A 19,697-nucleotide genomic window follows, 5' to 3' on the forward strand; every position below is an offset into this window, starting at 1 on the left:
GCGTGTTCGCAATGCCTCCTTATTGCTCCTGTTGTTTGTTTGTTGTTGTGTGAAGACCGGCGTCAGGAACCCTACTCCTCTTACGCCGGTCTTTTATTGCCTTTTTCAGGTGAGAATCAGCCACGCATTTCCTGAGCCTGCAAGCCTGTATAGTGAAGATCATATGGCTCGGCCGGGGTTGGCTCTTTCATTGTCTCTTCTGATCCGAGGAGCGCTCTGGCGACGCCCTCCCATAGCGCTGTCATTCCATGAATTACTTTTGCTGTGCCTATCCAGGCAAGCACACCGAGGGCAGCGCAGGCCAGACATTTGGCAAAATCAATCAGATTGAAGACGCCTGTAATCGGAATAAAGGTGTAGCTATCACTGAAGAAGATCTGCGCTATATGGGCGTCTGTGTTCCCCACAATGGACGTGAGGACAATATAAACGAGTGGCATCACTGTCAGGCTCGTTGCGATGATCGGCAGTGTGAGGCAGATAGTGAAGGATACTATGCCCAAAGGAAGCTTCAGCAGCATGTAGAGTGCACTTTTCCAGGTGTCAGGATCGCGCAGGATTGCCATGAATCGCGTTTTCCCGCCACTTCTCATTGGAGGCGATTTCGTCCAGATGACAACTCCGGTTAGCGAGGCGAGCATGGAACGCTCAAGCGCTGCCATTCCTCGGATCAGGAAGAGGGTCAGGAGCAGCAGCGGTAAACCAATCCAGATGATCAACAATGAAGTACTTAACGACAGCCCGACGACGGTCAATACAAAAAAGATCAGACCAAGCGGAAATGATATAAAGAGAAAAAGAAATCGGTTGAAAACAGGTGTATGATTCTGCATGTGTCTTTTCCCATTCACTTTCTTTCAGGTTGTTCTGAGTGAAAGGATATCGTAGAGATTTCGCAAGAATATGCCAGATTTGTTACGAATCTGTAGCGATGAAGCCGGGGCGGTAAATTCGTAGCGGTAAACGCTGAACAGAGAAGCTGAAGTAGCGCTTGAATGAGAATGACGTATAGAAAAAGATGAATAGAGTGTGAGAAGATGAAGTGTGCTCTTTTCTACCTCTTCCCTGTCCCCATGCCATTTCAGATCAATATTTGCCACTTTTCCCTCTTCTCATAATCGCCTATACTGGAATCGATGGGTTTTTTGAGAAGGAGATAAGCGGTATTGTCATTATCAGAAGAAATAGAGAGAGTATATGGAAGAACAAAATCAACAGGAGATCTCTCAACCGATAGCAGTACGGCCACACTGGACCGTCTTCTTGAGCCTGTTTCTCTCCCTGCTTTATACCTTTGTCATGCTCTCGATCGCCTGTAACCTCGGGCCACTGGCAACCCTGTTCAGTACATCTTCGTTACCGCTGCTGGTTTTTGCTGTTCCTTTTCTGGCGGTGATGATGGGGTTGGTGGGGGTCTGGCAGACGCCTCCGCCGCTCTGGCAGAAAGGCCGTCGTCTGGCGGTAATCAGCCTCTTTTTCGGTCTGGGGCTGCTAGTGCTTGAGATCCTGTTAATCTGCTACACGTTTGCGAATCTGGCGGGGGGATAAGCTGGAGAGGGGCAAAAGAGGCCCCTCTTTGCCTGTCTTACTCGGCTCTCCTGGGTTTCTCCTGCGTCGCTGTGTATTTTTCTGCTTTGCGACGGATGCGGTTCCAAACGCCCGTCCAGCCCATTACCTTCTGCATCTCATAAAGTGTCTGCCTGGTTTCCTCACGAACCTGCTGCGTGCCACGATAGATCAGCTCCTCGATGCGTCCCGGGGCATCATAGGCGGCACGACGTTCGCGCATGGGGTCGAGCATGGCATTGAGCGCCACGGCCAGCTTTTGTTTTACCTCAACATCGCCGACAGTGCCTGCGCGATAGCGCTCTTTCAGGTCCTCAACCTCGGCTTTGTTGGGGTTGAAGGCATCGTGATAGATGAAAACCGGGTTGCCCTCAACGGTGCCAGGAACATTGGCATGTACGCGATTGGGGTCGGTGTACATGCGCATGACCTTCTTTTCGACCTCTTTCGGGGTGTCACTCAGGAAGATGGCATTGTTCAGGCTCTTACTCATCTTTGCCTGCCCATCGATACCAACCAGCGTCGGCACCTCTCCAAGCAGCACTTCAGGAACCGGAAAGATTTCTCCATAGAGGTTGTTGAAGCGTCGAGCCAGCTCACGTGTCACCTCGACATGGGCCGCGTTGTCCTTGCCTACCGGCACAATGTGCGAGCGCACACAGAGAATATCGGCTGCCTGCAATACGGGGTAGCCAAGCAGGCCATAGGGCATCTCGATATGAGCGGCGCGGGCCATCTCTTTCAGGCTCGGGATACGCTCCAGCCGCGATACCGTGACCAGATTTTGCAACATGGTTTCCATTTCATGGATCTCGTGGATGCCAGATTGCAGATAGAACGTAACATGTTCCGGCTCGATACCTGCTGCAATGGAGTCAAGGACTAACTGACGAGCATTGGCGTCTACTTCTCGAATATGTTCCGGTTCATGCTTTGTGGTGAGCATGTGCAGATCGGCGATGATAAAGAAGCTTTCATACTCATGCTGGAGTCGGACCCGATTTTTGAGTGTACCGATATAGTGCCCGAGGTGCAGTTTCCCTGTGGGCCGATCGCCCGTGAGCATCCGTTTCTTTTCCATGTTGCTCTCTCTTCTCCCATTTGTGCTATCGGGGAAAGATGCGGCTCAAAAACAAAAGAGGGATGGATGGCCCCTGAACGGGAACCATCCCCTTGTGAAACTGTTTTTTAGTTGCCAGCTGCTGCTGTCACTTCTTCCTCGCCCAGCAGCTCCGCGATTGAAGGCCGGTTGGGGAACTCGGTGACCACGCTGACTTCACGGCGATCGCGTGACTCATGGCCGAACTTCACGTATCCATCAATCAACGCGAACAGCGTGTGATCGCGACCGAGACCAACATTCTTGCCCGGGTGGATTTTGGTGCCGCGCTGACGCACAATGATGCTTCCAGCGGAAACGAGCTGACCATCATAGCGCTTGACACCAAGCATCTTAGGATTACTGTCCCGACCGTTGCGGGAGCTACCCATACCTTTTTTGTGAGCCATTTCTATTCCTCCGTGCTGCTTTCTTCTACCTTCTTCGCACTGCGGCGGCGACGTGGCTTCTTCGCAGCGCCGGTATCAGGGGTCTCTTCAACGTTCTTCTCTTCGGTGGCCACGGGAGCCTCTTCAGTCCTGACCTCTGCAACTGGCTCTTCGGTTTGCGGTGCAGCAGCCTCGCTACCAGAAACCAGGCTCTTGCCATTGGCGATAATATCATCAATGGACAGGACGGTCAGATCCTGACGGAAACCGCGGCGATGGCGATAGCGCTTCTTTGACTTGTACTTGAAGATAATAACCTTCTTGCCGCGCTTATGCTCTGTGACGGTTGCCAGCACCTTTGCACCCTCAACCAGGGGGGCACCGATCATGGTGTTGTCTGCGTCCGAAATGAGCAGCACTTCGCCAAGCTCAATCTGCTTTCCGCTCTCGTAAGGAAGGCGGTTCACTTCCAGTTTTTCACCGACAGCTACTTTAAACTGTCTTCCACCACTTTTGATTACTGCAAACATGTTTTTCTTATTTCTCCTTTTACGCTTCCCGCGCTGATGCCGGTTAGCGTCTCCTTTCAAGAGACTGTCCCCCGATGCGTGCTTTATTCGGATACGTGGGAGGGCGTGGGTGGCGGCCTTCCTCACAGTTCCTCTTTCTAAGACAGAGTACAGACACTCACAGTACAGACGCTGTTTTTCACAGAGGTGCCTTCTATTGCACAAAGCTGAGCATGCAGATCAAACTACGCCAGCTCTCAGGGGAGATCACTCTTGCTGGATGTTGTAAAACTACCTTCTCGATAATTCTACACAGTCCTGTTTGTGGGCATAAAAATGCAAGGCTATGATAACAAACGATTCGGCTGAGTGTCAAGTGAGTGTTACATAAGTGTCAAGCATGATCTTGCATGTTCGGCACTTTCCTGTCCGGTTCGGGCCTCAGGAAAAGGCGTTCGCCGAGCACGAAAAGTGATATACTATGAGCGAGAAAGAGAGCCATATACAGAAGTCAAAAGGAAGTACAATATGCGTCTACGCCAGCTCTTTGCTCCGCATTCGTCTCGCACGCTGGCTCCTGTGTACGTCTACAGTGATGAAAAGAGGCGACGACGTTTGCCCGAGCCTCCGCCTTCCCTCTGGGCGCTGCTGCTCGCCTGGATAAAGTATCACGCCACACAAATACGTTGGGATATAGAACGTGCTATTGCACGCCTGTTGCGTCGTCGTTGGTAAGAGCTAGAGGTCCTCTTGTTGCTTCTCTTCTGTCCCTAACCAGGAAAGGAGATTTCCGGGCGGCTGCTCAAGCGAGAGATCCCCGGTACGGCGCATGCGTGAAAGCGGAACATCGGATGCGTAGCGTGCGCGATATTTCCGCATTACCCGAAGTTGTTGTTTGCGTTCTTTGGCCTCTTGAAACTCGATTGCCAGTCGTCGATAGAGATGTTCCCATTCCTCAAGAATAGCCTGGCGGTCGTGTCGGGCGATAATCTTCAAGCTATTTTGTCCCATGCGTTGTCGTAGCGGCTCATCCCTGAGGATGCGATCCATCTGGGCGGCCATCTCTTCGCTATTGCCCGGCTCAAACAGGTAGCCATTTTCTTCATGGTGAACCAGCTCTGGCAGGGCGTAGGAGCGTGCCGCAACTACCGGGAGCCCACAGGCCATTGCTTCCATTGTTGCCAGACTTTGCAAGTCGGCCTCTGATGGAATGGTGAAGAGGGTTGCGGTGCGTCGGAGCGTCAGTAGTTCATTATCAGGGACAAAGCCCAGGAAGCTGATGCGGTCGTTCAGGTTCAGGCTGGCGACCAGGGCGCGAAGATCTGCCTCTGCCGGGCCAGTGCTGACCAGAGCAACATGTGCCCGCTCTTGCATTCTGGCAACCGCGCGAATCAGCACATCAATGCGCTTCTCTTCACTCAGGCGGTTGACATGCAGAATCAGGGGCTGATCTACCGGTAGATTGAAGCGTTGCAATATAGCAGGGTCGGCGGGACCGGGCGTGAACCGCTTGAGATCGATGCCATTGGAGATGGCTCGGGCCGGCGCGCGCAATCCATGCTCATAGAGCAGATTCAGAGCCGTCTGGGTTGGCGCTGTCACATACTCACAGCGGTTACAGAAGGAGACCAGATAAGAGTATGAGATATTGCTGAAGTGTTTACCGATCAATGTATCACCACTCAGCGAACGGCTCATATTGATCGGGAGATAGTGATTTGTGGCAATAACCGGCTTGCGCAAGCCACCCGCCAGAATCTGGGCAATATTGCCCATCACAACCGGGGAATGAATATGGATAATATCCGGATCGCTTTTCTTCAGTAGTTTGCGTACCGGGAGAATCGGGAGGAAAGGAATGCGCAGCCCCTCGTACGTGGGCCAGTCGAAGGAGGCAAAGCGATAGACCCGCACTTTCTGCTCAATGCGGCGCACGTCGCGAGCGCCAGAGCTGGGAGCAACAACCCAGACCTGGTGACCACGGTTGGCAAAATCTACCGCAAGACCATGTACGACGGTCGGAACACCTCCGACCATCGGGGGATATTGATCTGTAACAAGCATAATACGCATGGCCTTGATTGCTCCTTCTGTCCTCTCCCCGATTCCTTCGGCCTTCTCAGGCGGCAACACCAGAAAATCGCTTCTGGTGTTGCGGGAGCATAAGCTTACGAAGCCTCACCGGTCTCTTCAGAAACAGGAGTTGGTGACGCGGCTTCTGTGCTCTCAGGCTCGACCTCAGGCAGCTCAACCTTAGGTGCAGCGGCTTTCGCAATGGGCTCCTCCGGGTCAATCTCCAGCTCAATGCCCTGGGGAAGCTTGATATCTTTCGCGTAAATGACGTCGTCAATGTTCTCCAGGACGCTGATATCGACGTCAATCGCAGGCACAATATCAGTGGCGCGACATTTGACGCTGAGCTCGTCGACAAGATGGAGAGGCACCGCCTTGAGATTCTTCACCGCTGGAGATTCACCAACAAAGTGCAGCGGGATCTTCACTGAGATCATCTCTTCCATGTCAACACGCGAGAACTCCACATGGAGGAGGTGACTGGACACGGGATCGTATTGTACTTCCTTAATCAATGCGGTCTGCACTTTCCCATCAGGGAGGCGCAGGGCGTAAATACTCTTGGTCCCGTGCTTTTTGCGCAGGCGCTCAAACTGTACTTCATCGAATTGGATCGGTCTGGATATCTGCTTGTGGCCACAGAGGTTTGCAGGGATAATCCCCTTTGCGCGTAATCGCTTAGTTGCTTTCCCCTGTACCTCACGCGGCACAACTTGCAGTTCTACCTGTTTCGCCATAGACCATATCTCCTTTCGAGTTGCTCACTTTCAAGGCTTCCCTGCTCACCGACTGCTGAAGGTCCTTGTAGTCAGGCCTGATAAGCAGCCTTTGTTTGATATACGAGAGGCGGAGCTATTTCGATACACCGCGCCTCGAATGCGAAGGTCACCCAGACCGCTTCTCAGGCTGAGATACTGTGTCCAGTCAAGGCCTTTCAGGAAAGGGTATGCCTTCCTGAAAGTGACTCTCCGGGTTGGCGAACCAAATTGAATCGTGATTACTTCTTTTTATTCCTTCTCTCTTGAAAGAAGTGTAAAAGTGTTTCTGCATCCATTGTATTTGGTACATCGCTTGCGCGTAACCATCCTTTGCGTGCAATACCTATACCATAGCGCATATCATCTAACCCTGCAAGAGTGTGGGCATCGGGGCCAATTGGAATCTTGACACCCTTGTCGCGAGCACGATGCACATAGCGCCAGTCGAGGTCGAGCCTGGCCGGGTTGGCGTTAATCTCGATGCAGACCCCGTGCTCGGCGGCTGCGTCGATGACCGCTTCCAGATTGATTGCATAGCCCGCACGTTCGAGGAGAATGCGCCCGGTCGGGTGTCCGATAATGTTGACATAGGGGTTCTCAATGGCGCGGATCATGCGCTGTGTTTGCTCGGTCTCGGATAATTGAAAGTTGCTATGGATGGAGGCGATAACGAAGTCGAAGCGGGCCAGAATCTCATCATCATAGTCAAGTGACCCATCGCGCAGGATATCGCACTCGGTGCCTTTCAGGATACGAAAACGCCCGGCATATTCGGCGTTCAGGCGGTCGATCTCGGCCCATTGCTCTTCCAATTCCTGGATGGTCAGGCCGCCTGCATAGGCCGCAACTTTGCTATGATCAGTAATCCCGATATAGGAATAGCCGCGCTCAATACAGGCTTCAGCCATCTCCTTAAGCGTATTCTTGCCATCGCTATAGGTGGTATGGGCGTGAATGATGCCCTGTAGATCATGTTCAGTGATGAGGTCGGGGAGCGCGTACCGGGTCGCGGCCTCAATCTCTCCCATGTCCTCACGGAGCTCAGGCGGAACATACTGCATATCAAGTGCCGCGTACATGTCAGCTTCAGTCTGGCAGGGGACCAGCTCCTCTTTTCCTTCCACGATCTTGAACAGGCCGTAATCGTTGATCGTCATCTGCATGTTCTGCGCACGGCGGCGCAGCGGAATGTGATGTTCGCGTGAGCCGGTGAAATGGTGCAGCGTATATGGGAAGTGGCTGTCAGTAACGACGCGCAGGTCAACCGCGATACCGCTGTGTAAGACAACGCTGGACTTGGTCGTGCCCTTGCCTGTAATGGTTGCGACCGAGGGCTGCGAGGTGAAGAAATCCATGATCTTCATGCGTATTGCGTCGTCGGCGTTATCGGCAACGCTCAGCACAATATCGATATCCTTCACGGTCTCGCGGCGGCGACGCAGGCTGCCTGCAACTTCTAACCGGACGACTTCAGAAAGCGTGGCCAGCGCGGCGCGGATCTGTTCGGCCTCGTGTTCTGCGACATTGATGCGGTGGCGCTCAGTATGTTTACTGAGGAAGTCGATGCCCTCAAGGATCTTATCCTGTGTCTTTTTGCCAAAGCCCGGCAGGTGAGCAACTTTGTTCTCCTTGCAGGCCTGTTCCAGCTCGGCCATACTGGTAACCTTCAGATGGTCGTAGATCGCGTTGATCTTTTTCGGGCCAATGCCGGGCAAGCGGAGCATCTGAAGCTTGATGGCGGGGGTTTGTGCGCGCAGCTCGTCAAGAAACGAAATGGTGCCTGTATTGATCGCTTCCTCAATACGCTTGATGATCGTTGGTCCCAGGCCGGGAGTGCCCTTGAGCTTCTTATCCTTCACAAGCTGCTCAATATCGCCGTCCAGCCCATTGAGCGCCCGGGTCGCGTTTTCATAGGCCCGCTGCTCATAGACATTGCTGTCTTCTTTTAAAGATAACAGGACACCGATTTCCTCAAGCATCCTGGCGATCTGTGCTTTGTCCATAACAACCTTCTTTCAATCTAAAAAGAAGTCAAAGTATTCTGGCCGTGCGGAAGAGACCTCAAAAGGATGACGCCCGCGCAGGTCACGATTGAGATAGCGCTTACAATCGAAGTGGACGAGGAGCCAGCAATACATAGGATTGGAGACAAAAACGGCATCCCACGGTTTCTCGTCTCCCATATCCAGTATCTTATTGCAGACAAAGCATTTCACCAATCCAGCTTCAACTGCTTTCTCATACCAGGACAGAACGAATGCGTGCATATCGTCCAGCGTCATATAGTCCAGACAATCGGGCGGATAGCCGAAGTCGACCGGATCCGGGCATTCACGAAAGTCGCTATCTGCCCGACTCAGAGCGACCAGCGGCGGCTTGACCGTGATTTTGATCTCGTCGTGTTCGGGATCGTCGCCGGAGGTCAGGACATCGGTCAATAGGAGCTTTTCCCGTGCGAACCAGTTCAGTAATTCGTTGCGCATTCTTTCTATTCTCACACAAGGTCACTTTTGTGGGTTTCATCTGTTTTGGCGCGTTGCCAGCGTTCCAGCCACTCGGCGGAGGTATAGGAAGAGAAGTCGCGTCCCTCCTCGCGTGCGAGGCGTTCCATGCTCTGAAAACGCTGTTTGAATTTTCGGTTTGCGTGGCGCAGGGCCTCCTCTGCATCCAGTTTGAACCAGCTTGCGAGCAAGACAACGACAAAGAGGATATCACCGAGCTCATCAAGCCGCTCTTCTGCTGTGTTGGCCTGGCGGAACTCCTCAAGCTCTGTTCCTAGCTTGGTGATGATCTCGTCCACTTGATCATAGCGGAAACCAGCGCGCATGGCCCGTTTCTGGTATTTCTGAGCGATCATAGTCGCGGGCATGCCCTGCGGAACACCATCAAGGAGCCCTGTTTCTTCAGGCTGAATGCCCGCCTGACGCTTCTCCTCTTTTTTGATCTCTTCCCAGTTCAGAGCGACCTGCCCGGCTGTCTCGGCCTCGGCAGTGCCGAAGACGTGGGGATGACGACGGATCATCTTCGCGTTGATCTGTTCATAGACATCGCCAAGCGAGAAGTCGCCTTCCTGCCGTGCTATTTCGGCGTGGAGATAGACCTGTAGAAGCAGGTCACCAAGCTCTTCGGCCAACTTTTCCATGTCATTTTCTTCCAGCGCCTCTACCACTTCATACGTTTCTTCGATGACATAGCGAGTCAGGCTCTGGTGTGTTTGCTCGCGGTCCCAGGGGCAGCCGTCTGGATCACGACGCAGGCGCATGGTAATATAGCGCAGGGTTTCGGGCAGGCGGAGCGAGGTAAGCTCATCGACGGGCGGGACATAGAGCGTACAGAGGTGATTGGTAACGTTGGTACGGTCCAGCTCATAGAGCGGGATTTCAAGGACCGGCTCCTCGTTTGCACTGAGTCCCGCGAGGCGAACCAGGCGGACCGGCCACTCATCCGGGTAGAGCTCGCCCAGAACTAGCTTGATATCACTGGCAAGGCGGCGGTTGTAGATCTGCGGGATCAGCAGAGGGGCGGTTGGAATGAGAGCGCCCGCAATCTCGTTACTTTCCAGAGCGGCGAGACGTGTAGCTTCTAGAATCTGAAGACCGCGGTCATAGGGATCAAGTGAAAGGAGTTCACAGACCGGCTCAAGCAGAGAGAGGCCGGCGACGATCCGGGTGGTGATTCCGCGTTCGCGGGCCTGCTGTACGAGCAGTTGTACCGAGGACTCTCCGATCAGTGGATGACCGGGCACTGCGTAGATAATGGGTTGTTGTGCCGCAAGCTGGCAGACCTCGGAAGCGATGCGCTCATAGAGTGTATCCCAGGCGTCTGACTCATCGTAGAGGTGGTCAAAAGACCTGATTTGCAGCTCCGGGAGCTCTTGCTTGAGGGCTGCAGCGGCAGGGTGCAAGGTGGTTCGGAAGTAGACGATCTGCTGCTGTTCGGCGGCTTGTGTGAGCAGGGTGTGCGCCTGAACAGTAAGATCATATATGGAACCCGGGCCTAAGCCCAGGATAGTCAGCATCGGTGTATTCATAAGCTTGGCTTGAAAACTCTCCTTCGTAGAAAGCACGTTTTAATTTTTCTTGTTCTTGAGTGTATTAGGCTGCGTAGCAGTATGTCAAATGGACTCAGCCTCGTGAATTGGCATTGTCACAACCTTAGCGACGTGTTATGCTTTGTAATGAAAGAATATCATGAGTGTTGCCCGCTCTTTTACGGGTAGCCCTAAGGAGGGACTAATACGTATGGCGTCCGCACAAAGCCAAAAACCAACCTGTCCTGAGTGCAACCAGGCAGATAAAGTTAAGACGATGCAGGCAGCATACGATTCTGGTGTTACTCGTTGTGCGCCTCCCGACATGCCAACGCGTAATGTGCCGATGTTCAAACCCATCGCTATTAGCGTGGTGCTCGTTGCTATCTGTGTGTTCCTGATTATCGTCTTGCTTGGAGGTATGGAAGCGCATCTTGACCCGACCATCGCTGTTATACTGGTGGGTCTCACGCTCGCCGTTACCGTGCTTGCATTGGTGCTTTCTTATATCGCCTTCCAGCGTGTGGTGAAGGGCGATAACGAAGCAGCCCTGCGTTTCCCGGCCTGGGATAAGGCTATGGAGCGCTGGAACAGCCTGTACTACTGCGCACGGGATAACGTCGTTTTTGATCCGAGCAACGGCCATGTTCTGAATGATGCAGAACTGGTTCGCATCCGCGCATACGATGAACTGGAAGCGCGTCAGGAAATGGCGGCAACTGCACGGCAGGCATAGTATTACTGTTCAAGCAACGTCCTTGAAAAGAACAGATGAACGGGAGCCTTGTACCGATAAGCTCCAATTTTTTACTTTTTCCTTGTTGTGCCTTGAAGCATTATAGCGGTGTTGTCGGGCAGCGTGCTTACCGAACAACGCCTTTTCCGTATTTCATGATGCATTCCGGACCGATGAAGGGAGGGAAAAGAAGAAGGCTCTTTTTTCCCTCCCTTGTATTATGCCACGATTCGTTGATTTTGGCCTCCTCACCCGCCAGCCATCATATTCTCATCGGTTGGATTGCGTATGATCCAGTTGGCCTGTGTCTCGGAGCCATATTGTTTCATTCGCTGTCGCTCTTCGTTACGGCGCGCCTGCTCATATAGGTTGTGCGCGGCTCTAGCTGGATCAAAGCTCATCGTTTGTTCAAGCTCAGGAGTATGTGCAATAAAGTCAAACTTCTCAGCGATGGAACGAATGGTGTGGGGATCGGTGATCTTCTCGTCCTGGATCAGTCGATACGCCTTGATCAGGACTCCCTCCTTGAGCTGTTGCACTGAGGGTGAGGTGGCAGACTGTGGAAGCACTGCCGCTTGTTCAAGGGTTGTCTCTCTGGCTGCTTCTGGGTCCACTGGTGTTGCTCCCTCAATTGGATCGCTATCGACGACATAGAGGCCACGCGGTACGATAGACACATCTCGAATTGTAATCCAGTTGATCTGTACCCCCCACAGAGCGACTCGCTCGACCATACGCTGATAGAGATAAGCATTGACGCGCTCCCAACGGGCATTAGAGGTGAAGTCATCGACCTGCGGATTCAAGACGGGCTCGCCTGTCAGCCCTTCCGGCCAAACAATGAAGTCCTCAGGGCTAAAGGTGGTGCCTATCTGCTGAAGCTCGACAACAAAGAGCTCTCGCAGGCTATGCTCCCAGTTGGAGACCTGCGTCACGGCTAGATAGGCATCTTCAGGGAGAAGCTGATAGGAAATGGTCGCCCGGAGAATCAGATCCTCATCGCGTGAGACCTGGACCCGCTGTACAGGGCTGATCCACTGCTTTTCGCCGGTGCTGAGCTCGTGCGTGATTTTTTCCCAGGGAGGCACAAAATGGAGTCCAGGATAGAGCGTGTGGTGATATTTCCCTGAGACATACACGACTGCAACATAACCATCCGGGATCTGGTGAAAGGTTCGGCGAGCCAGCAGGACACAGATGGCCAGCATCAGCACAAGGGCCACGATGCCGATAATTGGCCCATAGAGCGTAAAGCAGCCCACGAAGGCAAAGACAAACAGGCCGACCAGGCTGACAAGCATCCAGAGGCCGTTCTGGGTTCCCAGATAGTAGATGATAGTTCCCTGGACCAGCGCCAGGATAATCAGGAGAATGGCAATCGGCCAGAAAGCGCTTGCCGGAAACCAGGCCGTGCGATTGGCGATAGCAGGTAAAACGAAGAGAGCGGTGAGGCCACCAAAGAGGAGGGGAAGTCCGATCAGGCTCCCGTAATAGGTCAGGGTAGACCGAAGAGAGGTGGAGGCAGGTTCTACCGGCTCACCCTCTTCTTCATATCCATTGTATTCCTCTCCATCATCTGTGGTAAAGTCCTGGGAGTGAGGTATTTCCTCCTCAAGGAACTCTTGCTCATAATGCTGATCGTCCCGGGACCACGGCTGGCCCGGGCCTTTCCCGTCTGTAGGCATAGGAACTCACACCTTCCTCATGTCTCATTGCCAGGGACTCAAGCTTTCTGCATCTTCTTTTTTATACCACATGTACCGCAACCTCCGCCTCCTCCTTTTGCACTGCAACACCCGCCGCCGCCACAGGTACAGCTTGATTTTCCGCAAGCACAGCTTTTCTGAGAAGAGGACTGTTCATCTACGGGAACTTGAATGGTCACGCCGCTTTCCAGCATGACTTCAACCGAATTTTTTGGCACATTGACCGAAACGACCTTGCCGGGGCCGCTTGGAGTATCGAGCATGGTGCCGATTTGGGGCATCTGTTGCTTGGCCTGAATATAGTTGTCGTTTTCGTAGGCAAGGCAGCACATCAGGCGGCCACAGACACCGGAGATTTTCGTTGGATTGAGGGGAAGTCCTTGTTCTTTTGCCATCTTGATGGAGACGATACCAAAGTCGGTGATCCAGGAGCTACAGCAGAGCGTTTTGCCGCAGGGGCCAATACCGCCTTGAAGCTTGGCCTGATCGCGAGCGCCGATCTGTCTGAGTTCAATGCGGGTGCGGAAGGTTGCGGCGAGGTCACGAACAAGGCCGCGGAAGTCAACGCGTTCATCAGCGGTGAAGTAGAAGGTCAGGCGGCTGCCATCGAAGGTGTACTCGGCTTCGACCAGCTTCATGGGCAGGCGATGTTGAGCGATGCGTTCGGCACAGCGTACCATTGCTTCCTTTTCTTTGCTCTTAAAAGAAAGCATCATGCGGAGCTCATCTTCGGTTGCCAGACGTTGTACCGGCTTGAGAGGCTCGGTCAGGTCGCTCTCAGGGATCTTCTTTGAGGCGATTACCACGCGTGCCGCTTCGATGCCGCGCACAGTTTCGACAATCACATATTGTCCATTGTTGAAAGTCTGTCCCTGCGGATCAAAGTAGTAGATTCGGCCTGCCGGTCGAAAGCGAATGCCAACAACAACAACGTAATTATGTGTCTCAATCCCTGTATTCGTCGCCAGATTCATCGGCCACTCTTTACCTAGCTTCTAGGCTAAGAAAGGATGCAGCCGCGTTGCTGCATCCCTCTCCTCGCTCTTACATATCGTTTGTGAGAAGAATTGCTTCTGCCACTTCGCGCATTGATTTGCGATTGTTCATGCTGGCCTTCTGGATTTTGCGGAAAGCTTCCTGTTCAGTAAGTCCCTGTTTCTCCATCAGCAGCCCTTTGGCGCGTTCAACAATCTTGCGGGTTTCCAGGGTCTCGCTCAAACTTCGTGCTTTCTCTTCCATTGCCCGGAACTCGTTGTAGCGAGCAAGGGCAATTTCAATCGCAGGAGCAACCTCGCTCTCACGCAATGGCTTGACAATATAGTTCACGACGCCTGCTTCTTTGGCGCGGTCAACAAGGGGTTGATCGCCAAAGGCCGTGAGCAGCAGCACCGGTGCAATTTTCTCTTGTGTGAGAATTTCGGCGGCGGCAATGCCATCCATATCAGGCATGCGAATATCCATAATAACCAGATCTGGTCGTAGTTCACGTGCCAGATTGACAGCACTCTGACCGTCACCGGCCTCGCCGACTACCAGATAATTCTGCTTGGTCAGCACATCTTTCAGGTCCATGCGCTGAATAGCTTCGTCGTCAGCGATAATAATTCTAATTGGCATAAGGTCACCTCGTTACAGCCTTGGTATCATCCACCGAGACTCATTAGATAGATAACAGTTATGAATCCCCTCTCTATTAGTAATAGAGTATATCATAACCTGTTCGAATGAGTCGATAGGCAAACAGCTTGTCTCTTAAAAATAGGCTCGTGAGCGTTGTATCCTGCGCTGCACATCTCAGTTTTAGCTCTTCCATTAGAAAGCGAGCACCGGATAACTCAAGAGGACGCTACGAACCTCGTTTTCCGGAACAGGCTGCATCCAGACTCGGCTATGATTCCAGCGCTGTCAGTCAGGGACAGATCAGGCAACGTCGAGAACGGCATCTCCTCTCAGGATATGAGCAAGTTCGCGGGCTTCACGTGAGATCTGGCGCAACTGTTCGGTGCTGATAGTTTGACGCGCATCGGAAATGGCCTTTGCTGGATCATAGTGCGTCTCAATAATCAGGCCATGAGCGCCAGCGGCGATACTCGCACGAGACATCGCGGGGACTAGTTCGCGCTTGCCCGTTGCATGGCTTGGATCGATAATCACAGGCAGATGTGTAAGTTCTTGCAGGAGAGGAACGCAGGTGAGATCAAGGACATTGCGCGTCTGGGTGTCGTAGCTCCGAATGCCACGCTCACACAGCATCACGTTCGGGTTGCCTGAAGCAACGATGTATTCGGCTGCGAGTAACCATTCCTCAATGGTCGCAGAAAGACCACGCTTCAGGAGCACCGGGAGCTTTTTGCTGTGGCGACCGACCGCCTGAAGCAGGGCATAGTTCTGCATATTGCGCGCGCCGATCTGAAGCACATCGGTGTATTCTGCAACCGTGTCGAGCATTGCGATGTCCATGACTTCAGTGATAACGGGAAGTCCTGTCTCTTCGCGTGCCTCTGCTAGCAGGCGCAGCCCCTCTACACCCAGACCCTGGAACTGGTATGGAGAGGTGCGCGGTTTGAAAGCTCCGCCACGCAAGACCTGACCGCCAGCCTCCTTCACTTCGCGAGCGATCCGCAGGATCTGTTCACGATTTTCAACCGAGCACGGTCCCGCCATGATGACCGGTACAGATGTTGTACCACCGACTGTAACCGGCGTGCTGGAACGTGAGTTGCCAATGGTGATGCTACTGGTCTCTTGCTGGAATGTTCGGCTCACTAACTGGTAAGGAGTTTTGACGGGGGTAAGCTTTTCAACGGCGGGATGTTGGAGGAGGATCTGCTGCGCTTCGGGGTCAATCGCTTTGTTCTCGATCACAAGGACGTCACGACTGCCCATACTGGTACAGACAGCAGGTAACATACTATCTGCTAATCGATTCAACAACGACATCAATTGTGCGCGATCCTGACTGCTGGCCTGGCTGTTGATGGTGATGATCATGGTTCGCATCCTCTCTTTGTATCTTTGGTACGACAATTTCAGGTAAACAAAAAAGCAGAGGTTTTTTTTCCTCTGCTTCCAGCATGATAGCGTTTTTTGTGCTCAGCTCAAAGAGCCCACCATCATGCTGGAGGGCTAAACCAGTAATAAAAGTAAAACTGTGTGTTGTCGTTTCTCTGGTTCTGGCTGAGCATCGTTCTTACCGTTTTATGCTTTCTTCTCTAATCTTGCTTCTTCGGCGTATTCGCCGATACCTTTTTGTGATTCTGTAGCAATTATAAGGGGGTAATGCAAGGAATGTCAAGCCTAAAGGGGGGGAATAGCCAGTTGAGGGGTATTTCTTTTTTTTTCTTGCTTGCCTCATTGCACGATCTTTAAGATAATGGAAGGGAAGCGCTCGCGCGGGTGAGAGGGAACATGGAGAGGGGTTGACTGCTTTTTTGCAAGCAGAGAAAACGTGTCAGAGCGTTCACTTTTGTAAAGATTGTGGGTGGATATTCACTGATGAAGCAAGTACGACTTTCCGAGGGGTGGCAGCTCAAACAAAGAAATGCTTCGCTCTCGTTGATTGATGATTTTACCAGCCTGGATGGGTGGCTCTCCGCAAGCGTGCCGGGCGTGGTTCATCTGGATCTCTTGCAGCAGGGCCAGATCCCTGACCCCTTCGCCGGCACGAATGAAGAGCAATTGCAGTGGATTGGTGACTGCGATTGGCTGTATCGCTGTGAATTTGAGATCCCTGACGAACTGCGTCAGGCGCAGGTGGTGGAGCTCTGTTTTGATGGACTGGATACCTTTGCTACGGTCTGGTTCAATGGCACCAGGATTATCGGCTGTGAGAACATGTTCCTCTCGCATCGTGTGCCTGTAACAAAGCTGTTACGCCCTGGACGCAACACATTGCATATTCTCTTTGAAGCTGCTATGCCGCACGGCAAAGAGCGTGAGGCACAAGAGGGCGTGCGCTCGCTCTGGAATGGAGATTCCAGCCGGGTGTATGTACGCAAGGCGCAGTATCACTATGGTTGGGATTGGGGCCCGGTCTTTATGACGTCTGGTCCCTGGCGTCCGGTGCGGTTGGAAGCCTATGACGCTCGTATCGCCGAGCTGCATTGTCCAGCAAACGTGGCGGCCGATCTGCGGAGCGCAACCGTACCGGTGAGCGTCCAGATACAGTCTGCCGCCGCGCTGACTGATGCTGAACTGCATCTTGTGGTGGAAGCGCCCGACGGCTCACAGGTCACAACCGCAACGCTTCCTGTGACCGAAGAGGCCGAACTGCAACATACGTTTACGCTGGAAAACCCGCAACTCTGGTGGCCGCATGGCTACGGTGAACAGCCTCTCTATCGTGTGGTGGCAACACTGTGCAAGGGTGATGTCGTCTATGATGAGCGCTCGCAGCGGCTTGGTCTGCGGCGTCTGGAATTAATTCAGCGTCCTCTGGCCGAGAAGCCTGGCACCAGCTTCTTCTTTCAGATCAACAATGTGCCCATCTTCTGCGGGGGTGCGAACTGGATTCCGGCTGATTCGTTCCTGCCACGGGTGACGCCGGAGCGCTATCGTCGCTGGCTGCAACTGGCTGTCGATGCGAACATGAATATGCTTCGCGTCTGGGGTGGTGGTATTTACGAGGAGGATGTGTTCTATGACCTCTGCGACGAAATGGGACTGCTGGTCTGGCAGGATCTGATGTTTGCCTGTGCGCTCTATCCGGCCTCGGAGTGGTTCCAGGAGAGCGTGCGCAAGGAGGTCGATGAGAACCTGCGCCGTCTGCGTCATCATCCCTCTATTGTGATCTGGGCCGGAAATAATGAGGATTACCAGCTCGCGGCCTCTGAAGGGAAATATGATCCTGCTTTCCAGGGTGACTTTACACAGACCGAGTTTCCTGCCCGGGTGCTCTATGAGCGGATGTTCCCTGAGCTGTGCGCGAAACTGGACCCAACGCGTCCATACTGGCCCGGTAGCCCATATGCCGGAGCCAATCCCGATGACCCCACACAGGGTGATAAACATGCCTGGGGCATCTGGCAGACGCTGGAGCCCTATCAGAATTACCCGCAGTATGCCGGTCGCTTCGTCAGTGAGTTTGGGATGCAGGCATTTCCAGATGTGCGCACGCTGGCTTCGGTTGCGGAGAAAGAGGAGCTGTATCCGCAGAGCCGTACGCTTGATTTTCACAACAAGGGGCTCTATGGTCCGGAGCGCATCGCGGGCTATATTCAGCAGAATCTGCGCATTCCCGGAAACACACTGGAAGATTATATCTATGCGTCCCAGTTCGTGCAGTCGGAGGCTATCGGGGGCGCTATTCGGAGCTGGCGGCGGCTCTGGAGAGGTGAAGGGCGTGAAGAGACTGCGGGTGCGCTTGTGTGGCAGTTAAACGACTGCTGGCCGGTAACGAGTTGGGCACTGGTTGACTATGCGCTCCGGCCCAAACCGTCTTACTATACCATTCGCCGTGAGCTTGCTCCGTTCGCGCTCGGGATCGCTCATGCCGGACAGAAGCGAGTCGCGATCTGGGGGGTCAGTAGCCTGCGCACAGAGCAGCATGCTGAACTTGAGGTGCGAGTCTGGAAGCTGGATGGTACCCTTGTAACCGAGGAGAAGCGCCCGGTGACGTTGCTCCCGAATCAGGCAACCGAGTTGATGGAAAGCGAGCAAGAGCTGAACGGGAGCTGTGTGATCGCTGTGCGGTTACTCGTGCAGGGTGAGGTGCTGGCGCGCGCGTCGCTCTGGCCGGAGCCCTTCAAGTATCTGACGTTGCCCGATCCCGGGGTCACGGTGGAACGCCTGGATGAGCAGACCGTGCGTGTGCAGGCGCAGCGGCCGGCTAAAGGTGTCTACCTTACCGCAAATGATGGCGTCAAGTGGAGCGATAATATGCTTGATGTCTTCCCGGGTGATCCTCAGGTGCTCGTCGCGGAGGGCCTGGACGAGACCGAGATTACCGTGCGTAAGCTCTAATTTGCAGGTAGAAAAAAGGATGTCCCCTGTGATCTTGCAGCGGGACATCCTTTGACTGTCTGTTTAGCGGCGTTTTTCTTTGCGCTGTTGCAGGCGATACTGTATATAGAGATCGTCGTCAGCGCCCTTTTCTCCCTGTTTGATGGTTGGCTGTACACGCGGGGTCGAGCTCTCTTTGCTAGAAGAGGGCTTTTTCCCACGGTTTGTATTCGATGTTGTGTTGAAGCGTGGCAACAGATCGAACTTGACCAGAACAACAAGCAGAACGATAAGAGCGATAATAAAGATCAGGCTTGATGTTGTGATACGCAGCGGTAGGCCGAAAAGATGTTCGAGTAGAATGCGTTCCCATCCAAGCGCATTGGTAAGGGTGATGACGCCGTAGCTTAACACGTTGGCAACAAGCATATAAATGAGCAGGCCCAGGATCCAGCGAGTTTTAAAGAGCGGAGCTGGTTTAGATGGGCTTTTCGGCTTCTCCGCCTTTGTCTCCTCTTCTTTGGTGTCCTTCCCCTCGTGCTTCTGAGCCTTATTACGTGATGCACGGGCCAGGCGCGCCCGCGCTATCTCCTCCGGCTGCGTCTCCTGACTTTTTCCGACCTTTGAGAAGAAGCCGGGGAGGCGGCGACGTGATGGGGCCGGAGACTCCTCAACAGTATCAGCCTCAAGCGTCTGGACGGCGACAGCATGACTCTCCTCGGCTGCTGATGTGCTCTCCTCCGGTGTTGGTTCTACGGAATGAAGCACGCCCTCAGGCGAAGTCACGATCACTGCGCGCTGGCGCTTTGCTTTTCTTCGTCTGGTACTGACTTTGTACTCCTGGGTCATAGTTCTAGTTCTCCTGAACATTTCGCGGTTCGAGCGTATGCT

The 19,697-nt window shown here is 53.4% G+C and carries 18 protein-coding genes; 4 read left to right on the plus strand and 14 right to left on the minus strand.

The annotated features are described in order from the left end of the window. Window positions 1-116: 116 nt before the first annotated feature. Window positions 117-833, minus strand: a complete 717-nt coding sequence (locus KTH_RS25615; protein ID WP_497621691.1) for a sensor domain-containing protein — start codon at window positions 831-833, stop codon at window positions 117-119. Between the two features lie 364 nt (window positions 834-1,197). Between KTH_RS25615 and KTH_RS25620 the strand changes: the two genes are divergently transcribed. Beyond that, a complete protein-coding gene (locus tag KTH_RS25620) occupies window positions 1,198-1,548 on the plus strand; it encodes a hypothetical protein (RefSeq protein ID WP_497621693.1) in 351 nt (116 codons plus the stop codon). A gap of 37 nt (window positions 1,549-1,585) precedes the next feature. On the opposite strand, the gene trpS is transcribed toward KTH_RS25620, so the two are convergent. The 3 genes from trpS to rplU form a co-directional block, all read right to left on the minus strand. Beyond that, entirely contained in the window at window positions 1,586-2,647 is a 1,062-nt protein-coding gene (gene trpS, locus KTH_RS25625; protein WP_497621695.1) for a tryptophan--tRNA ligase, read from the minus strand. Between the two features lie 107 nt (window positions 2,648-2,754). After that, entirely contained in the window at window positions 2,755-3,075 is a 321-nt protein-coding gene (gene rpmA / locus KTH_RS25630) for a 50S ribosomal protein L27 (RefSeq protein WP_497621697.1), read from the minus strand. A 2-nt stretch (window positions 3,076-3,077) separates the two neighbouring features. Then, window positions 3,078-3,584, minus strand: a complete 507-nt coding sequence (gene rplU, locus KTH_RS25635) for a 50S ribosomal protein L21 (protein ID WP_111324841.1) — start codon at window positions 3,582-3,584, stop codon at window positions 3,078-3,080. 507 nt (window positions 3,585-4,091) lie between these two features. Here rplU and KTH_RS25640 point away from each other — a divergent pair. Further along, on the plus strand, window positions 4,092-4,298 hold the full coding sequence (locus tag KTH_RS25640) for a hypothetical protein (protein WP_111326577.1): 207 nt from the start codon (window positions 4,092-4,094) through the stop codon (window positions 4,296-4,298). A 3-nt stretch (window positions 4,299-4,301) separates the two neighbouring features. Here the strand turns inward: KTH_RS25640 and KTH_RS25645 are convergent, their stop codons facing one another. The 5 genes from KTH_RS25645 to mazG form a co-directional block, all read right to left on the minus strand. Continuing rightward, window positions 4,302-5,636, minus strand: a complete 1,335-nt coding sequence (locus tag KTH_RS25645; RefSeq protein WP_497621700.1) for a glycosyltransferase — start codon at window positions 5,634-5,636, stop codon at window positions 4,302-4,304. Window positions 5,637-5,731: 95 nt separating this feature from the next. Further along, a complete protein-coding gene (locus KTH_RS25650; RefSeq protein WP_497621702.1) occupies window positions 5,732-6,373 on the minus strand; it encodes a 50S ribosomal protein L25 in 642 nt (213 codons plus the stop codon). 260 nt (window positions 6,374-6,633) lie between these two features. After that, window positions 6,634-8,397, minus strand: a complete 1,764-nt coding sequence (polX, locus tag KTH_RS25655; protein ID WP_497621704.1) for a DNA polymerase/3'-5' exonuclease PolX — start codon at window positions 8,395-8,397, stop codon at window positions 6,634-6,636. 12 nt (window positions 8,398-8,409) lie between these two features. Further along, on the minus strand, window positions 8,410-8,877 hold the full coding sequence (locus KTH_RS25660) for a hypothetical protein (protein WP_111326569.1): 468 nt from the start codon (window positions 8,875-8,877) through the stop codon (window positions 8,410-8,412). Window positions 8,878-8,888: 11 nt separating this feature from the next. Next, window positions 8,889-10,424 carry a nucleoside triphosphate pyrophosphohydrolase gene (gene mazG, locus KTH_RS25665; protein ID WP_497621706.1) on the minus strand — a complete coding sequence of 512 codons (1,536 nt, stop codon included), beginning with the start codon at window positions 10,422-10,424 and terminating at the stop codon, window positions 8,889-8,891. Between the two features lie 211 nt (window positions 10,425-10,635). On the opposite strand from mazG, the gene KTH_RS25670 reads away from it, so the two are divergent. Continuing rightward, window positions 10,636-11,160, plus strand: coding sequence for a hypothetical protein (locus KTH_RS25670; RefSeq protein WP_111326565.1), 525 nt, complete (start codon window positions 10,636-10,638; stop codon window positions 11,158-11,160). Between the two features lie 248 nt (window positions 11,161-11,408). Here the strand turns inward: KTH_RS25670 and KTH_RS25675 are convergent, their stop codons facing one another. The 4 genes from KTH_RS25675 to aroF form a co-directional block, all read right to left on the minus strand. Further along, window positions 11,409-12,845 carry an SPFH domain-containing protein gene (locus KTH_RS25675; protein WP_497621709.1) on the minus strand — a complete coding sequence of 479 codons (1,437 nt, stop codon included), beginning with the start codon at window positions 12,843-12,845 and terminating at the stop codon, window positions 11,409-11,411. 38 nt (window positions 12,846-12,883) lie between these two features. Then, window positions 12,884-13,840 (minus strand): PSP1 domain-containing protein, encoded by a 957-nt coding sequence (locus KTH_RS25680; RefSeq protein WP_111326561.1) that lies wholly within the window; start codon window positions 13,838-13,840, stop codon window positions 12,884-12,886. A 70-nt stretch (window positions 13,841-13,910) separates the two neighbouring features. Then, window positions 13,911-14,483 (minus strand): ANTAR domain-containing response regulator, encoded by a 573-nt coding sequence (locus KTH_RS25685; RefSeq protein ID WP_111326559.1) that lies wholly within the window; start codon window positions 14,481-14,483, stop codon window positions 13,911-13,913. Between the two features lie 303 nt (window positions 14,484-14,786). Beyond that, window positions 14,787-15,857: a 3-deoxy-7-phosphoheptulonate synthase gene (gene aroF / locus KTH_RS25690; RefSeq protein WP_497623281.1), complete on the minus strand. Its 1,071-nt coding sequence runs from the start codon at window positions 15,855-15,857 to the stop codon at window positions 14,787-14,789. Between the two features lie 504 nt (window positions 15,858-16,361). Here aroF and KTH_RS25695 point away from each other — a divergent pair. Continuing rightward, the gene (locus tag KTH_RS25695; RefSeq protein ID WP_497621712.1) at window positions 16,362-18,827 is read left to right on the plus strand and encodes a beta-mannosidase; all 2,466 of its coding nucleotides are present in this window, start codon (window positions 16,362-16,364) and stop codon (window positions 18,825-18,827) included. A gap of 63 nt (window positions 18,828-18,890) precedes the next feature. Here the strand turns inward: KTH_RS25695 and KTH_RS25700 are convergent, their stop codons facing one another. Continuing rightward, window positions 18,891-19,655, minus strand: coding sequence for a hypothetical protein (locus KTH_RS25700; RefSeq protein ID WP_111326553.1), 765 nt, complete (start codon window positions 19,653-19,655; stop codon window positions 18,891-18,893). Window positions 19,656-19,697: the final 42 nt, after the last annotated feature.

This window comes from Thermosporothrix sp. COM3, from assembly GCF_059696735.1.